Source organism: Xylophilus ampelinus, from assembly GCF_003217575.1.
GTDB lineage: Bacteria > Pseudomonadota > Gammaproteobacteria > Burkholderiales > Burkholderiaceae_C > Xylophilus > Xylophilus ampelinus.
This window is the reverse complement of the sequence record NZ_QJTC01000002.1, coordinates 196,379-209,967: the sequence shown is the minus strand read 5'-3', so window position 1 is coordinate 209,967 and position 13,589 is coordinate 196,379. Positions and strand designations below refer to the sequence as shown.

The following is a 13,589-nucleotide window of genomic DNA, read 5'->3' as shown; positions in this document are numbered from 1 at the left end:
AAGCGCCTATGCGGAGCGCTCCGCAAATTGCTTCATGCGATGGTCCGATGATACCCGCCGCTTACCGGGTCGGACCAACCACTTTCCCCCTGCGTAGATAGTGCCGACTCGTGGTCCGCACATCGTCATGCCCGAGCAGATCGGCTGCGGCTTGGCCTCCATCCCGATCCGAAACATCGTCTGCAGCTTTCGCCCGAAGGTCATAGAACCAAAATGCCTGAATCTCTGCACGCAGCATAGGATTGGCGGCGGCAGCCGCGTCCCTGGCAGCTACGAACGCTTTACGCAGCACGGCCGCAGTGAGCGGCATTCCGCGGGTGTTGACCGCCAGATGGCTGCAGTGCACCTTGTGCCCAGCCTTGCGTGCCTCGATGCGCGCGAGTAGCTCGGCCAGCTGACCTTCCACTCGAATCCGGCGCCGCGCGCCGGTCTTCCCCTGATCCACCAGCAGCATACCTTCCACGATGTCGTGGGTGGTCATCCGGAGCACGTCGCCAGGTCGCTGGCCCGTAAGGTAGCCCAGGTCCATCGTGTCGCGCAGCGGCTCGCCACCAGCCTCCCACACCGCCTTAAACACCGCGTCCGTGATGTAAACGCCGCGCTGGGCCAGCTCGAAGCCACGCACGCCTGTAGCAGGGTTCTCCGCGTGCGTATATCCCCACTCCCGCGCCTTGTTGAACATGTGGGAGAACAGGCGCTTGAGCCGGTTCGCGGTGGTGGGTTGGGTCTTCTTCCAGTCCAGCAGGCCGCGGATGTGCATAGGGCGGATGTTGTCCAGCGGCGCAGGCGGCTTGCCGAAAAACTCGCGCAGGTGGCGCAGGTCGCTCAGCTGCGTGGCCTGGGTGCTCTTAGCCTTCAGCGGCATCTCGTCGCGCTCGTAGCGGTCGGCCAGCTGCAGGAAGTCGACCACCTGCACGGCCGATGCCTGCGCCTGGGTGAGCTCTGCCCACTTCCGGACGGCCAGGACGTAGTCGGACCCCAGCGGAATCTCCTTGCGGGGCTTTCCGCCAGCGTCGAAGTAGTAGTAAATGATCCCGGATTTCTGCGGGCGGGCCCGCAGGCCGGGCATGTTTGCTTTAACCATGGGCTTGCCGGAGCCCTCGCATTACATCTGGCATCCATTCGTCGTTGGTCGTGGCGGCCTGGGCGAGCGCAGCTCCCTCGACCACCGCGCGGGCAACCACGGGCCGGCCTGTCGCGTTGCGGTAGTACGGGATCTTCATGGCGGACAGTTGAGCCGCCTGCACCTCGCCGCAGGTTCGGCCGTGCTTGCCGCGCGAGATGCCTGTGAGTTCTGCGACCTCTTCGGCATTGAGGAACATGCTCATCCGCCACCCCCAGTACAACCCGGCTTGGAATTCGCGGGCGATTCGTGGTTTGGTTGTAGTGCGAGCTGGGCGTTCATGAAGGCGATGGCGACATCGGCCGATATGCCGCGCCCCATCAAGCCATCATCGGCGGCTTCCAGCAGGTCGGCAGCCTGGCGCAGCGCGGCGCGTGCGTCGTCCAGCAGATGGTCGGCCAGCAGCTCAAGCTCCTCCTGGGCGCGGCCAATGCTGCGATCCCCAAGCGCGGCAGCGATTGCATCCACAAGGGGCAGTCCGCCATCCTCGTCCGCAAAATGTTGGCAGCGGTAGTTTTTCAGGGCCTCCAGCACCGTCCCCGTGTGGGTGCTGTCGGTCACTGCTGGGGAGGCTTCCAGGAGAAGCATGCCGTCGATGGCGCGATTGCCGGCGTCTTCACCCAGCGCCCGAATTAGGTCGGCGGCGCGCTTCGTGTCGCCAGCGGCAACCACCAGTGTGATCGCCAGCACCTGGTCGCGATACCACGCCAGCGCCTCGCGCGCAGCCCGCATCGCCTCTGTCGTATCGCCGCTCATGTCGTGCTCCGGGGTTGGGCGGCCAGGGCGGCGCGTAGTTGGTTCAGCAATCTGTCCATGTCGCAAGGAAGGCCAGAGCTTGGGCATGTTGGCCCTCTGCAGTCTGCACAATCTCGGCACATGGGGCTGGGTCGCGCGTCCAGGATGGTGAGAGCATCCAGCGCCTGCTGCAGCACGTCTCTCGGCACGCTGGCTGGCGCCTTCCCGGCAGCCTCCGCAGTCGCCGCCTCGGGCGGGGTGGCGCGGGCCTCTTTTCGCAAGGTCGTTACTGAATCGCCCAGGGCAAGCACAGCGGCGTCGTACTTCGCATCCTGGCCGGCGATAGCGAAGTTCCACCCGGCTTTCAGACCATCAAGGCGGGCTGCGTCAGTTCGCGCATCGTTGGTGACGGCCTGGCCGGTGCGCTCCAGGCGGGCTTGATCGGCGCCGACCTTGTAGAAAGGCAGCAGCCACTGGGAATCGCCCGCCGGTGCTGGCCCGCCCCGGTACCCGAAAGCCATGGCTCCGTCGATGGCGGCGCAGGTCAGCTCCCGCTCAAACACGATCTGGGCGTCCGTGCCCCGCTTTGGGGAAAGCGCCTGCGCCACAGCGTCGGCAATGGCCGCCTTGCGGGTGGCGTCGTTCGTCACGTACTGGCCGGTTCGCTCCAGGAAAGCTTCGATGATTTGGTGCTCGGCCTGCTTTTGGTCGCGCAGCACCTGCGCCACAAGGGCCTCGACGGCCTGGATGCTGCCGAACTCGACGTAGGTGCTGCCGGGAGGGTTGCGACCGCCGACGTGCTGGATGCGCTGGGCCATGTTCATGCCTGAAGTTGGCGAGGGTTGATCTGATGTTGCCTCGGCCTGGATCGTGTTCGATGTGTTGGAAATTTGGTTCATGCGCGCTGCTCCTTTGTGGCCGATTCCAGGCCCTTGACGATGTCGAGCCACTGCTGCTCGGTGATGAGGTATTCGCCCTGGCGGGGTTTGCCGTACGGCGGCTCCAGGCGGTAGGTGAGGCGGGCCAGCTGGGCCGGCACCGCGGCGGTCAGCTGCTCGCGGATGGTTTTGCGGGTCATGCGGCCTCCGAAAACAGGTCGCGAACTACGGGCCTGCGTGCCGCCGCAGCCATTCGCTCAATCGCTTTGCAGTGCTCCGCTTCGATCCGGGCGCGCGCGATCGCCAAGTACTCTTGCTCTTGCTCGCAGCCGATAAAGCGGAAGCCCTCGCGCATGCATGCCTTGCCGGTGCTGCCACTCCCCATGAACGGGTCCAGCACCAGACCGCCCGGCGGCGTCACCAGCCGGCACAGGTAGGCCATCAGGTCGGTGGGCTTGACGGTCGGGTGATGGTTGCCGACGGCCGCCGGCTCGTAACCGTCGCGGCGGGTCATGTGCTGGCCGCTGGTGTTGCTGACCATGCCGCCCGCGCGCTGCGGCAGCTCGTCGCATCCCTCGTTGCGGTCGGTCCTGCTGGGCTTGGCGCAATAGAAGAATCGCGCTGCGGATTTATCACTTTCGACTCGCGCAGGGTGGTCGAGCGCAGGTCGCATGCCCCCGAAAATTCCGTTTGGGCTTTGGCGCGCGGACCCGTGATTCTTGAGATCGCCCTGCTGGCCGTTCGAGTCTGGGAAGGCGGCACGCACCTCGTCGCTGCCGTCGTGGATCAGGTTGGCGGGCCAGCGGCCGAGCGCATGCGGCTGGGTCACCACGCCGGCCGGCCGCAGTTCGCCGTCGTTGTGCCTGGCCGGAATGCCCCCCGCGCCGGTGTTCGGCGCCATGGGCTCCCCGTCGATGCGGCAGGCGTCTATGTTCAGGGCGCCAGTGGCGTGCTGGATCAGATTCGCTGCCACGGTGCCGACCAGCGGCTTACGTGCCATGCAAATGGGCTCGTGTGCCGGCTTTAACGCGGTTCCCCACCCCTCCCAATCGCCCCCCTGATTGCTCGACTTTGGAAAGCCGGACCCGTATACCCACATGATCTGATCGCGAACCTCAAAGCCGGCCAGACGAATGGCCAACACCCCCATGTCGTAGGTGCGTGATCCGAAGAAAGACATGAGGTGGCCGCCGGGCTTCAACACGCGCAGGCACTCCCGCCAGATGGAGGGCCCCGGCACGAACGAATCCCACGCTTTGCCCATGAAGCCGCCGCCGCGGTGCTGGTAGTCGTCGCCAGCCAGCCAGTGGCGTAGCACCTCGGCCATGTCCGGCTCGTGGCTCAGGCCGTAGGGTGGGTCTGTCACGACGGCATCGACGCTTGCGTCAGCCATGGTGAGAAGCGCGGCGAGGTTGTCGCCGCGGTGCAGCTCGAAATTCATGCCGCGGCCCTCCCTCGCATCAGCGCTTCGTGCCCGAAATTCGCCCGCACCAGCGCCTCCGACTGCACCGGGCTCACGCTGTTGCCGCACATCCGTACCTGGGCGGTAATGGACAGCGGAATGCGCGGCACCGCCAGCGGGTCGGCCGCCTGCACGCCGTCCTTGAACAGCAGCGCCGGGTCGGGTATCTCGTGGATCACGTAGCCGCGCGGGAAGCCCTGGGCCTGGAACAGCTCCACCGGCTTCAGCATCCGCAGGGTGATGTCCACCAGCACCCACCACTGGCCGTTCTGCCAGGCCAGCACCAGGTCGGCCGGCGTCGGGAAGTGCTCGGGCAGATGGTCGTGCAGCAGCGCGGCGCACTGAGCGGCCCGGGCCCGGTGCTCGGGCGCCAGGCAGTCGGCCGACACCTGCGCCACCTGCACCAGCCCCATACGGCCCTTCGTCGGCACGGTGTGCATCGGCTCGGCCAGACCCTGCCACTGGCCGCCGCTGCTGTAGTACTTCACGCAGTAGGCGGTCACCAGCTGTTGGTTGCTGCCCGCGGCGGTGATGGTGGACATGGGCGCATCCGCCGGCCGGCCGTGGCCGTCGTAGAAGCCGCCGTTCGCCTGCTCGAAGTAAGCCGCCGACAGGGCGCTGGTGGCCCCGCTGGCGGTCACCGTGTTCAAAGGCACCTCCAGGCTGCGCACCCCGTGGCTGAATCGCTTCGTGCCGTCCTTGCCCTCGCCGTGGCCCATGTCCACCAGGTGGGCCGCCACCAGCGCCTGCTCGCCGCGGTGCGCGCCGGTGATCGTCGGCAGGGGCGCGTCGGGCGTCAGCCCCGGCCGGTCGCCGTGGTGGGTCAGGTGGGTGAGGTGGGCGGCGGCCAGGTAGTGCTTCACACCGCCGGCCACCACGGTTCCCATGGGTGCCTCGATGTCCGGCACGCGCGGCTGCTGCCCTGGGCGTTCGCCGTACCCCACGGTCACCAGGCTGGCGCCCAGCAGCGCATGGTGCGTGCCGCCGGCCGACACCGTGGACAGCGGCGCCTGCACATCGTGCCCGCCCAGGTGCGCCTCGGAGGTGCCGCGCAGCGGCGCCAGGGCGGCGCCCACCACGCCCTGCGTGATGCCGGTGCTGGGCCGCTTCGGCGTGCCGCCGGCGGTCACCGTCGACAGCGGGGCATCCATCGCGGAGCCAACACTGCCGGTGTTGAACTTCGTGATGTGCGTGGCGACCACCGAGAAGTGCCCACCCTTGACCTGGGCGCAGACCGTGCGCAGCGGCTCGTCGGCCGCCATGGTGCGCTGGTTGCTGGCGTTGGCGTGCTCGTTCAGGAACGGCGCCAGCACCGGCTGGGCCACGCAGGCATCGGCCTTGCTGGTGATCGTCTGCAGCGGTGCATTCACCGTGCGCTCCGGCGACTGGCCCATGCGGCCGCCGACGCCGACGATGAACGGCTTGGCGCTCGCCAGCACATGCCGCCACAGGCCCTTCGCCACCCGGCGCTGGGTGTTCGTCGCCAGTGCCTTCTTCCGGTCGAAGATGCTCACCGCCGGCAGGCTGAAGTCGATGCACTCGGCCGCGGTGCGCCAGGGCGTGAGCTTGCGGGCGATGGCGGCCGGGCTGGTCGGGTCGCCGTGGGTCGTCTCGGGCCAGAGGATCGGCAGTCCGTCGCGCCGAGCGATCAGGAAAAGGCGCTTGCGGATCGTCGGGGCGCCCTGGTCGCAGGCCCGCAGCTCCTTCCAGTCCACGGTGTAGCCGTGGGCGCGCAGCTGGCGCACGAACGACTCGAAGGTCTTGCCCTTGCGGGCAGGGTCTGGCCGGCACAGGCCATCGGCGCCCACCAGCACCGGGCCCCAGGTCTGGAATTCCTCGACGTTCTCCAGCATCAGCACACGCGGCTTGCACAGCGCGATCCAGCGCATGCCCACCCAGGCCAGGCCGCGGATGTGCTTGGCCACCGGCGTGCCGCCCTTGGCCTTGCTGAAGTGCTTGCAGTCGGGCGACAGCCAGACCAGGCCCACCGGCTGGTTGCCGGTGACCTTGATCGGATCCACGTCCCACACGCTCTCCAGCAGGTGCCGGGTGTGCGGGTGGTTGATCGCGTGCATCGCCAGCGCCTCGGGGTCGTGGTTGATGGCGATGTCGACCGGGCGGCCGAAGGCGGCCTCCAGGCCCGTCGACGTGCCGCCGCCGCCGGCGAAGTTGTCGATGATCAGCTCGTCGCGGAAGCCGAGGTGCAGGGTGAAGTCGTCGCGTTTCATGCCGTTGCGGCTCCCTTTGCCGCCGCGGCCAGCTGCTGCTGCATGCGGCGGATCATTTCCTTGGTGGCGGTGCGCATCTGCGCCGGCGTGCTGGCGCGCAGAATCGCCTCGTAGGCGTCCAGCCCGGTCGCCATGGCCTGCAGGCCGGGGCCGGTGAAGCCGTAGCGGTTGTGGCGGCCGTAGATGTCGTCGGCCTCGCGCATGGCGTCCGCTGCGGCCATCAGCAGCTGCACCAGCTCGGGCGCAATGCTCTCGGCGCGGATCAGGCCCACGTTCGGCTGCATGCCCAGCGCGTCGAACAGCTGCGGGTCGGTGCTGCCGGCCGCCATGTCGCGGAAGGCGCTGCGGGCGACGATCAGCAGGTGGTCGGCGCTGGCCGGTTCGATCTCCAGGCAAGCGCCGATCGCGGCGAAAGCGGCGGTAGGGTCGGCGCGGAGTTGGTTGCGGTTGGGCGCGCGGCGGTGACCGGCGGCGCGGCGTTGGGCGCGGTTCATTGGGTCACCTCCAGCCGGCGGAACGAGACGGCCCACACCCAGGGGTTGGCGGCCCAAGAGCCGGCGCCATGGATCGACTCCCATAGCAGCGCATAACCGCCCGGGCCGTAGATCGCGCTGCCGCTGTCATTGACTGTCGGCGTCATGCATCCGGTTGCGCAGCCTTCTGCGATTGCGTCGGCCTCGCTGATGTCCTGCAGCCGCTCTACGCGCACGTCGGTGAGCTCCAGCAGGATGCGGCTGGCCCAACGGGGCATGTGGATGGATGGCTTCCAGCGAACGCCAATCTCCTTCTCCCGGCCGCCGGTTGGCGCTTGCTCGTAAAGCAACTCGGGCGCCGGATCGGTTGCGCGGTAGTGCGCCTGCTTCCACAGCGGGTGGAGGCAGTCAATGTCGTCGGTGGGCCGATGAAGGATCGGCCGGCCATCTGAGTGCGGCGGCCGCTGATAAGGCTCGACGCAGTGCTCAATGGCAAACGACTCGCGCACCCAAAGGCGGTCCCCTCGTCCACCGTACGGACATGCAAACTGAAACTCGCCCTCTTCGTCGCCAAAGTGTGAGCCGTTGTAGACCTGCCCGCGCTCCTGTGGATCGGGAACCTCTACCACGAAGGACAGCCTGCGGTCCTGCGCTGGCTTGCACACGCGCCGCGTCTGCGTTTTGCTGTTGTCCAGCAGCGCCCGTACCATCGGTGCAGAGAAGAGGATGGGCCGCTCGCGGCCGTAGGTAGGTGAGCCGCTCACTGCATGTTCTCCTTTGACCATTGCTCGACCGCCATGCCCAGCGCGTGGTACCGCTCCAGGAACTCGTCGCGCCACTCGGTCCAGTCCTTGTGCTCGCGCTTCAGGCTCTGCAGGTTGATCCAGTCGGCCGGCGGCACCACGCGGCCGGGCATGTCCAGCACCTCCCAGGCGGGGTGCGTGTCGGCACTCCAGGCCATCAGGTCTCGGCGCTCGGTGGCCAGCGCCACCAGGTCGATCGCGTGCAGCGCCGGGCGGCAGCCCGCAAAGATGTGGTTGATGCGGAAGTGCTTGCGCACCGCCAGGGCATGCGCGCCCTCGTAGTCGGCCCAGGCCGCGCCCAGCACCTGCTTGGCCGGGCTGCTGCAGTCGCCGGTGTAGGCTCGTGGGCGTCGTGCAGCAGCGCTGTGCGCTGGACGGCCGGGGTGCACTGCATGCGCTCGGCGATGTCGGCGCACAGCAGGCTGTGCTCGGCCACGCTGTAGGGCCGGGTGGCGTGGCCGGTGAAGCGGTTGATCTGCGCCAGCGCGTGGGCGATGTCGTGCAGGTCGATGCGGTTGACCGAGCTTCCGATGCCGCCCAGGTGGAACTGCTGGCCGGTGGCTGTGTGGATCCAGGCGCTCATGCGGCACCCGTGGTGAAGCCGACCGATTCGCCGCCCAGTGCCATGTAGGCCGCGCCGTCGAAGTAGTCGTCGGGGTTGGGCTTGCCGTTGACAGCGCTGGTCTGGGCGCGGGTGATTTTCAGCAGCACCATGAACATCCAGCCCTGGCGCTCGGTGAGGGCTGTGCCGTGGATGGCGTTGAACGCGGCCACGGTGGCGGCCATGCTGCGCTCTTGCGCCGCTGCGCCGCCCTCCGGGTGGGTGTCGCGCTCTTCGCCGCGCTGGTTGATCAGGGTGGCGGCCTGCATCAGGAAGTCGAACGCCTCGACCTTGGCAGGTGGCGAAGCGGGTTGGCTCGGGGAGGCTGCGGCGGCGCGGGCGGTGGAAACGGCGCGGATGCGGGTGGGTTTGGTCATGGCGGTGGCGGCTGGTTAAGCAGGCTCGGCCTGCGGTGGGTTGGCGGGAGCGGCGGCGTGCCGCGGTGGGGCGATGCGGGGCGTGCCGGCGACATAGCCGCGCAGCACGTCGTTGTGGGCGTGGATGTCGACCAGGTCGAGGTCCTGCAGCGTGGTGCCGCTCTTCAGCTCGGCGCGGTGCGCGTCGATGAAGGCGACAGCCTCTTCGGTGGCGAAGATGGCCTCGATGCGGGCGCCGTACGAGAGCCGCCCGGTGCGCTCGATCAGCTGGGCCTGGAAGCCGCGCTTGTGCTCGTGCCGCACTTCGTACACCGGGCGGGTCAGGTGCAGCTGCTGGCTGCCGGCGTTCATGGCGCGGTGCCCCGCAAAAAAAATCGCGCGCGACCGGCCTTCGGCCGGCGGGCCGAGGGGCGCAGAGAGGGGGCGGGCGGGCGCATGCGGAACCTTGAAGGGCTGAAGGTCAGAAGGCCTAAAGTTGAATCCTGCGGACGGCACGGGCCCGGCACTCGTTGCCCTTGCCGTAGTTGTTGGAGGTGCCGTTCTCGAAGTCCTGCAACCACGCGTAGTGGCGCGAGTACTGCGTGCTGCTCCAGTAGTACGGCTTTGGGTCCATCGCCTCCGGCGCGTTGGCTGCGATCAGCTGCAGTTCGCGCCGGGCAGGCATGTACCAGTCTTCGAAGCCGTCCAGCCGCAGGCGCAGCGCCCAGCGGGCGGCGGGGTAGGCTTCTGCCAAGCCGGCCAGCAGGAGGGTGTTGGCGCGGCCGTCGATGTCGCTGGTTTCGCCGGCATCGGTGTCGCGCGGGCCCCAGGTGCAGGTGGTTTCGCCCCCGGCGGCCGGGGCGACGATCAGGGCGCAATCAGGCTCGCCGTCGATGCCGCGCAGGATGCCGGCGTAGGTGCCGCCCTGGGCGGGCCAGTGCTGGCCGATGGCGGGTGGAAAGCTGTCCAGCGAAGGCAAGTTGTGCAGGATTGCGGTAGCGTCAGCGCCGGCCGCAGCCTGGGCGAACTGTGCGGCTTGGCCCAGCACGGGCTGGCTGTCCAGTGTGGTGAGCAGCGTGCCGAATTCGGCTGCCGAAATCGGCTGGTGCAGGTGCAGGGTGAGGTTTTGGGCAAGCATGGCGGACTCCTGTTGGTGGTGGTGGCAGGGAGGGAAATCAGCGGCCAGCAGCGACCAGCACCGACCCATGCGGGCGGCGCGGCGGCTTGGTGGCAGAGGGATGGCGAGGGCGGGCTGAGGTGGCCGCCGCAGCGTCTGCGTTCTGGGCGGCGTACTGCGCCTGCAGCTCGGCAGCTTCGTCGGCCTGGGCTTGCATGCCGGCCAGCTCGTCCGGGCCGGTGTCGATGCAGCCGCCCAGGCTGCCCAGCACCAGCGCGATGGCCAGCGTGAGGCCGGCGATCAGGCATGCGTCGAGGGTGGGGTTGTCGAGGCGGCGGGTCATGCGGCACCGCCTTCGCTGCGGAGCGGAGCTGCGGCTACGATGGCTGCTCCTCCCTTGGAGACGCAATGGCAGTCGGCACCGTGACCCACATCAATGCCCGAAACGGCATGTTCATCGTCGCAATCGAAGCGGGCGACTACGCCGCTTTCCAGAACCTGTCGAGCACCGAGATTGCCGTCGGCGACCGCATCAGCGGCGATCTCGATGCCCTCGGCTCGGAGGATCTGCTGCACCTCGGCGAGGGAGAGATGTTTGAAGCGAGCGGGGAGAGCGGCCCCTGCGGACTCCAGGCTTGTTTGCGCGTAGCCTTCGGCGGCTAATCGAGCGTCCTTCTCCGCCATCTTGGCTGCCGTCCCGCGTGCCAAGGTTTGGCAGGCGTCGGCGCAGCCCTTCCAGAACTGCAGGCGCTCTTCGCTGTTGAGCAGTGCTGCTACGACGGCGCCGCGGCGGGCGCGGCGCTCCAGTGCGGCGGCCAGTTGCTGCGTCGTGAAGGAGGCGGGCAGGGCTGCTGCCGCGCTGCTGGCTGGTGATGGGGTGGTGTGCATCGCTCAATCCGTTGTGGAGTGAGCGAATAGTAAAGCAATACTTTTCCAAAGTAAAGCAATTGTGCTTTACCGAATTGTCGACGTTGGGCGGGTGCGCTGCTACGCTGTCGTCAGGAGGTCGCTATGAAGGTGAAGCAAGACGTGGATGGTCGCTGGCGGGCTGGCCGTTTCTCATTCGAAACCGAGGCGGAAGCTCAACGCTTCGCGCGACAGGGCCGGCCTGGAGAGGCGGCCCTACCTCGCATTGCGCCGATGGATGTCGTCAAGTGGGCGGTCGCCCTTGCATTTGCCGGAGGCGTGCTTGCCATGTGTGCGGGAGGAGCCGGCAACACTCAGGCAACGCGGTCTTTTTCGGAGATGGATGCTTTGCTGCTCTGCCAGGAAGCGATTAAGCGAGCTTCGCGAGACCCAGACCGCGCAGATGTTCCCTATGTCGCTAACCACGGCAGGGGCGATGAGTACTTCTTCGCTTGGGGGCGCGAAACCAAATTCGCGCGCCTTCGGAATGGACTGGGAATCGAGGTGCCGGCAAGTGCCTCGTGCATCGTGAGCGGGGCCCGGCGGCGCGTCACGCAACTCACTCTTGACGGCAAATCGATCCTCTAGTTAAGAGCCTGTGTCTTTCTGAGCCCTGGGCGCAAAGAGCAGGACCACTCCGCGCCGATGGTCAGGCGCCGTTGCTAACGCGGTCGCTTTTATCGGCCGTTGGTTGTGCCAGCAGTCCCCTGACGTAGCCCTCCACAAGTGCGCGCTGGCGGCTGGTCAGTCTGTTGTACTCGCCTGGGGTGATGCTTTCGAATGGCCACTCAGAAATTGAGTATTCCTTCGCGGACTCCATCGTCAGGTGCGCCGTGGATTCGGCCTCTTTGCCGTCGAGCCACCATGACAAAGGGCGGCCGGTGATTTCGGCGAGTTTTGGCAGCCGCTGCTTGTCGATGCGACCGGTCTTGATCCAGCCCTGAACTGCTTGCTTGGTAACGCCGCAGTACTGGGCAACCTGCGTTTGCGTCACGCCGGCCTCGCGTAAGGCTAGGCGTAGTTTGTCCGCAACGGTGGCGGCTGTGGAAAGCATTGCTTGATCGTAGAGCCCGACACCGCAAGCGGGCAATGCTTTACCGTGGGCAAGTAATGCTTTACTATCGCCCATCATGGAAGCATCCAATCACGCCGCACTCCGGCGAGCGGTAGCAATTTGCGGCAGCCAGCGTGCGCTGGCAAAGCTGCTCGGCATCACGCCGGTCGCCGTCGGCCAGTGGCTGCGGCCCGACACGGCCAGCGGCCGCGACGTTCCGCCCAAACAGTGCGTGCGGATCGAAACGATCACGGACCGCCGCGTGACGCGTCGCGACCTGCGTCCCGACGACTGGGCTGAAATTTGGCCCGAGTTGGCCGATTCCACACCAAATCTCCCGCAACCCAGCGCCAGCCAACGACAACCAGCTACCGAATCCATAGCAGAAGAGGTCTCCCATGTCTGATACGGATTTGTCCATGCAGGCTGACGTGCCGCCGCCCGGACTTTCGCCCATCCGCATAGCGACAACGGTCGCTCTGGCCGGGCCGCTGCTGCGCGCGATGGGCATCAACCCCCAGTACGTCATGTCCTTCACCCTGAGGGTCGCCGGCGGCGAGTTTTCCTCGGTGCAGGTGGAGTCGTCGGTCCCCGAGTCGGCAGTGCCCGAAATGGCCGCCATCCTGCGCGAGTTCGAGCTTGTACTCAGGTCCGAGAGGCCTCTGGCGGAACCGTCGACAGAGTTCTCGGCGGAGTTTTCGTCGAAAACGTGGAGTCGTCCAGCCGGGCCGATTCCTGATGTACAGCCTGCCCGCGAGGTTCCGACTTCGATCAGCATTGCGGACCCCGTGACGCACGGGCTGGCGACGTCTGCGGCGCGGTGGTTCGCACTGGCGGGAAGCCACATTGCCTTTCCGGTTGAGCACTCCGCAGTCGCGGCCCGCAGTGACACCGCAAAAGGTGGCTTGCTCGCGGCGGCGGCCGAGGCGCGTGAGCTGCTAGGCCAGTCCGCGCAAGGTCGGCAAGCCCTGCGCGATCTCGGCTTTGAGCCAGTCTTTCACCAGGTCGAAGGTGAATGACGTGGCTGGCTTCATGACGCTCTCCTTCGCCTTTTTCCAGAGGGTGTCGTCTCTGATGGCATCCACGAAGTCGCAGCCCTGCCATGTCAGCCGGAGGATGAGTGCATACGTGGCGCTCACCGCCTGGTCCGATGTGATGGCGATAACGAGACCAGCTTCCGCCAGCCAGATGGCGTGCAGCGTGAAATCCTCGTTGCTCACTCCGTCCAGTTGCTGCAGCTGCGATCCGTGGGGCGAATCGGCTACTGCCAGCAATATCTTTCTGACCAAGTCCATATCGCGCTTCATCGCACTGTCCTTCCGGCGGGTTGATTCTCGCGGGATGGTACTGGCCTGCGCGCGAAGGTTTTCCCCCGCCTGCCGCCACTCCAGCCGGCGGCCCCATCGGTTCTTCCTCCATGGTTCCTCGTTCACTGCGCGCGGGAAGGTGCGCAGCGTTGGGCATGCCGGGGCGGCAGGCGGGTTTTCTCTGTTGGGCGCTCGCGCCCGTGGTGCCGCGCGTGGCGTGGCGGAAGGATGTGCCCATGGCATTCGTCGGTAGGGTCCGAGAGATCATTGCGCTGGTCCTGCTGCGCCGCCTGTTTCCCGCAGCGCTCGGCCCAGCAGCGTCCATAGTTCTGCTGCCGCTGCAGGGGTCAGCGACACCGGCACGTCGAGCAGCCGGTCTTCCTGGCCCACGCATGCTTGCACCACTAGAGCTGCACCGAGTACGTCCCAATCGACGCTGCGAATCTGTCGCACCGTCATTAGGGTCTGGATCTGTTCAAGTTCGGCAATCGACAGGGCAATCGGGTCTGGCATCGGGTGGCTCCTCGGGGTCCGCTGCCGAGGGTG

Annotated in this window: 21 protein-coding genes; 3 read left to right on the top strand and 18 right to left on the bottom strand. The window is 67.1% G+C overall.

Annotated elements, in window-relative coordinates; translation table 11 throughout:
* Positions 1-61: 61 nt before the first annotated feature.
* The 15 genes from DFQ15_RS02570 to DFQ15_RS17360 form a co-directional block, all read right to left on the bottom strand.
* Positions 62-1,084: a tyrosine-type recombinase/integrase gene (locus DFQ15_RS02570; protein WP_233504235.1), complete on the bottom strand. Its 1,023-nt coding sequence runs from the start codon at positions 1,082-1,084 to the stop codon at positions 62-64.
* Positions 1,077-1,322: a DUF4224 domain-containing protein gene (locus DFQ15_RS02565; protein WP_233504234.1), complete on the bottom strand. Its 246-nt coding sequence runs from the start codon at positions 1,320-1,322 to the stop codon at positions 1,077-1,079. The genes DFQ15_RS02570 and DFQ15_RS02565 overlap by 8 nt, the downstream gene beginning before the upstream one ends.
* 2 nt (positions 1,323-1,324) lie before the next feature.
* The gene (locus DFQ15_RS02560; RefSeq protein WP_110464452.1) at positions 1,325-1,879 is read right to left on the bottom strand and encodes a hypothetical protein; all 555 of its coding nucleotides are present in this window, start codon (positions 1,877-1,879) and stop codon (positions 1,325-1,327) included.
* A complete protein-coding gene (locus tag DFQ15_RS02555) occupies positions 1,876-2,757 on the bottom strand; it encodes a hypothetical protein (RefSeq protein WP_146228633.1) in 882 nt (293 codons plus the stop codon). The genes DFQ15_RS02560 and DFQ15_RS02555 overlap by 4 nt, the downstream gene beginning before the upstream one ends.
* On the bottom strand, positions 2,754-2,936 hold the full coding sequence (locus tag DFQ15_RS02550) for a hypothetical protein (protein ID WP_110464450.1): 183 nt from the start codon (positions 2,934-2,936) through the stop codon (positions 2,754-2,756). Before DFQ15_RS02550 ends, DFQ15_RS02555 begins: the two co-directional genes overlap by 4 nt.
* On the bottom strand, positions 2,933-4,177 hold the full coding sequence (locus DFQ15_RS02545) for a DNA-methyltransferase (protein WP_110464449.1): 1,245 nt from the start codon (positions 4,175-4,177) through the stop codon (positions 2,933-2,935). The genes DFQ15_RS02550 and DFQ15_RS02545 overlap by 4 nt, the downstream gene beginning before the upstream one ends.
* Positions 4,174-6,426: a DNA cytosine methyltransferase gene (locus DFQ15_RS02540; protein ID WP_110464448.1), complete on the bottom strand. Its 2,253-nt coding sequence runs from the start codon at positions 6,424-6,426 to the stop codon at positions 4,174-4,176. Before DFQ15_RS02540 ends, DFQ15_RS02545 begins: the two co-directional genes overlap by 4 nt.
* On the bottom strand, positions 6,423-6,920 hold the full coding sequence (locus tag DFQ15_RS02535) for a hypothetical protein (protein ID WP_110464447.1): 498 nt from the start codon (positions 6,918-6,920) through the stop codon (positions 6,423-6,425). Before DFQ15_RS02535 ends, DFQ15_RS02540 begins: the two co-directional genes overlap by 4 nt.
* Positions 6,917-7,609, bottom strand: a complete 693-nt coding sequence (locus DFQ15_RS02530) for a hypothetical protein (RefSeq protein ID WP_374940993.1) — start codon at positions 7,607-7,609, stop codon at positions 6,917-6,919. Before DFQ15_RS02530 ends, DFQ15_RS02535 begins: the two co-directional genes overlap by 4 nt.
* A 50-nt stretch (positions 7,610-7,659) precedes the next feature.
* Complete coding sequence (locus tag DFQ15_RS02525; protein ID WP_146228632.1) at positions 7,660-8,091, bottom strand: hypothetical protein; 432 nt, start codon at positions 8,089-8,091, stop codon at positions 7,660-7,662.
* Positions 8,092-8,281: 190 nt separating this feature from the next.
* Positions 8,282-8,680 carry a DUF6378 domain-containing protein gene (locus DFQ15_RS02520; RefSeq protein WP_233504233.1) on the bottom strand — a complete coding sequence of 133 codons (399 nt, stop codon included), beginning with the start codon at positions 8,678-8,680 and terminating at the stop codon, positions 8,282-8,284.
* 15 nt (positions 8,681-8,695) lie between these two features.
* Positions 8,696-9,031, bottom strand: a complete 336-nt coding sequence (locus DFQ15_RS02515; protein WP_110464444.1) for a hypothetical protein — start codon at positions 9,029-9,031, stop codon at positions 8,696-8,698.
* A 118-nt stretch (positions 9,032-9,149) separates the two neighbouring features.
* Entirely contained in the window at positions 9,150-9,797 is a 648-nt protein-coding gene (locus tag DFQ15_RS02510) for an Lcl C-terminal domain-containing protein (protein WP_146228631.1), read from the bottom strand.
* Positions 9,798-9,834: 37 nt separating this feature from the next.
* On the bottom strand, positions 9,835-10,119 hold the full coding sequence (locus tag DFQ15_RS02505) for a hypothetical protein (RefSeq protein WP_110464442.1): 285 nt from the start codon (positions 10,117-10,119) through the stop codon (positions 9,835-9,837).
* Positions 10,116-10,664 carry a hypothetical protein gene (locus DFQ15_RS17360; RefSeq protein WP_158528995.1) on the bottom strand — a complete coding sequence of 183 codons (549 nt, stop codon included), beginning with the start codon at positions 10,662-10,664 and terminating at the stop codon, positions 10,116-10,118. The genes DFQ15_RS02505 and DFQ15_RS17360 overlap by 4 nt, the downstream gene beginning before the upstream one ends.
* A 123-nt stretch (positions 10,665-10,787) precedes the next feature.
* On the opposite strand from DFQ15_RS17360, the gene DFQ15_RS16930 reads away from it, so the two are divergent.
* Positions 10,788-11,270 (top strand): hypothetical protein, encoded by a 483-nt coding sequence (locus DFQ15_RS16930; RefSeq protein ID WP_146228630.1) that lies wholly within the window; start codon positions 10,788-10,790, stop codon positions 11,268-11,270.
* Between the two features lie 61 nt (positions 11,271-11,331).
* Here DFQ15_RS16930 and DFQ15_RS02495 read toward each other — a convergent pair whose 3' ends face one another.
* Positions 11,332-11,814, bottom strand: coding sequence for a helix-turn-helix domain-containing protein (locus tag DFQ15_RS02495; protein ID WP_110464440.1), 483 nt, complete (start codon positions 11,812-11,814; stop codon positions 11,332-11,334).
* Here DFQ15_RS02495 and DFQ15_RS02490 point away from each other — a divergent pair.
* Positions 11,813-12,142: a transcriptional regulator gene (locus tag DFQ15_RS02490; protein ID WP_110464439.1), complete on the top strand. Its 330-nt coding sequence runs from the start codon at positions 11,813-11,815 to the stop codon at positions 12,140-12,142. The two genes, DFQ15_RS02495 and DFQ15_RS02490, sit on opposite strands and share 2 nt — an antisense overlap.
* Entirely contained in the window at positions 12,135-12,755 is a 621-nt protein-coding gene (locus DFQ15_RS16925) for a hypothetical protein (protein WP_146228629.1), read from the top strand. The genes DFQ15_RS02490 and DFQ15_RS16925 overlap by 8 nt, the downstream gene beginning before the upstream one ends.
* Here the strand turns inward: DFQ15_RS16925 and DFQ15_RS02485 are convergent.
* Together DFQ15_RS02485 and DFQ15_RS16920 are read right to left on the bottom strand one after the other, a co-directional pair.
* A complete protein-coding gene (locus tag DFQ15_RS02485) occupies positions 12,675-13,043 on the bottom strand; it encodes a DUF2513 domain-containing protein (protein WP_110464438.1) in 369 nt (122 codons plus the stop codon). The two genes, DFQ15_RS16925 and DFQ15_RS02485, sit on opposite strands and share 81 nt — an antisense overlap.
* Positions 13,044-13,307: 264 nt before the next feature.
* Positions 13,308-13,556 carry a hypothetical protein gene (locus DFQ15_RS16920; protein ID WP_146228628.1) on the bottom strand — a complete coding sequence of 83 codons (249 nt, stop codon included), beginning with the start codon at positions 13,554-13,556 and terminating at the stop codon, positions 13,308-13,310.
* Positions 13,557-13,589 lie beyond the last annotated feature (33 nt).

Coding starts and splice junctions, on each gene's coding strand:
- DFQ15_RS02570 (WP_233504235.1), bottom strand. CDS start 1,084: ATGGTTAAAGCAAACATGCCCGGCCTGCGGGCCCGCCCGCAGAAATCC.
- DFQ15_RS02565 (WP_233504234.1), bottom strand. CDS start 1,322: ATGTTCCTCAATGCCGAAGAGGTCGCAGAACTCACAGGCATCTCGCGC.
- DFQ15_RS02560 (WP_110464452.1), bottom strand. CDS start 1,879: ATGAGCGGCGATACGACAGAGGCGATGCGGGCTGCGCGCGAGGCGCTG.
- DFQ15_RS02555 (WP_146228633.1), bottom strand. CDS start 2,757: ATGAACCAAATTTCCAACACATCGAACACGATCCAGGCCGAGGCAACA.
- DFQ15_RS02550 (WP_110464450.1), bottom strand. CDS start 2,936: ATGACCCGCAAAACCATCCGCGAGCAGCTGACCGCCGCGGTGCCGGCC.
- DFQ15_RS02545 (WP_110464449.1), bottom strand. CDS start 4,177: ATGAATTTCGAGCTGCACCGCGGCGACAACCTCGCCGCGCTTCTCACC.
- DFQ15_RS02540 (WP_110464448.1), bottom strand. CDS start 6,426: ATGAAACGCGACGACTTCACCCTGCACCTCGGCTTCCGCGACGAGCTG.
- DFQ15_RS02535 (WP_110464447.1), bottom strand. CDS start 6,920: ATGAACCGCGCCCAACGCCGCGCCGCCGGTCACCGCCGCGCGCCCAAC.
- DFQ15_RS02530 (WP_374940993.1), bottom strand. CDS start 7,609: ATGGTACGGGCGCTGCTGGACAACAGCAAAACGCAGACGCGGCGCGTG.
- DFQ15_RS02520 (WP_233504233.1), bottom strand. CDS start 8,680: ATGACCAAACCCACCCGCATCCGCGCCGTTTCCACCGCCCGCGCCGCC.
- DFQ15_RS02515 (WP_110464444.1), bottom strand. CDS start 9,031: ATGAACGCCGGCAGCCAGCAGCTGCACCTGACCCGCCCGGTGTACGAA.
- DFQ15_RS02510 (WP_146228631.1), bottom strand. CDS start 9,797: ATGCTTGCCCAAAACCTCACCCTGCACCTGCACCAGCCGATTTCGGCA.
- DFQ15_RS02505 (WP_110464442.1), bottom strand. CDS start 10,119: ATGACCCGCCGCCTCGACAACCCCACCCTCGACGCATGCCTGATCGCC.
- DFQ15_RS17360 (WP_158528995.1), bottom strand. CDS start 10,664: ATGCACACCACCCCATCACCAGCCAGCAGCGCGGCAGCAGCCCTGCCC.
- DFQ15_RS16930 (WP_146228630.1), top strand. CDS start 10,788: ATGAAGGTGAAGCAAGACGTGGATGGTCGCTGGCGGGCTGGCCGTTTC.
- DFQ15_RS02490 (WP_110464439.1), top strand. CDS start 11,813: ATGGAAGCATCCAATCACGCCGCACTCCGGCGAGCGGTAGCAATTTGC.
- DFQ15_RS02495 (WP_110464440.1), bottom strand. CDS start 11,814: ATGATGGGCGATAGTAAAGCATTACTTGCCCACGGTAAAGCATTGCCC.
- DFQ15_RS16925 (WP_146228629.1), top strand. CDS start 12,135: ATGTCTGATACGGATTTGTCCATGCAGGCTGACGTGCCGCCGCCCGGA.
- DFQ15_RS02485 (WP_110464438.1), bottom strand. CDS start 13,043: ATGAAGCGCGATATGGACTTGGTCAGAAAGATATTGCTGGCAGTAGCC.
- DFQ15_RS16920 (WP_146228628.1), bottom strand. CDS start 13,556: ATGCCAGACCCGATTGCCCTGTCGATTGCCGAACTTGAACAGATCCAG.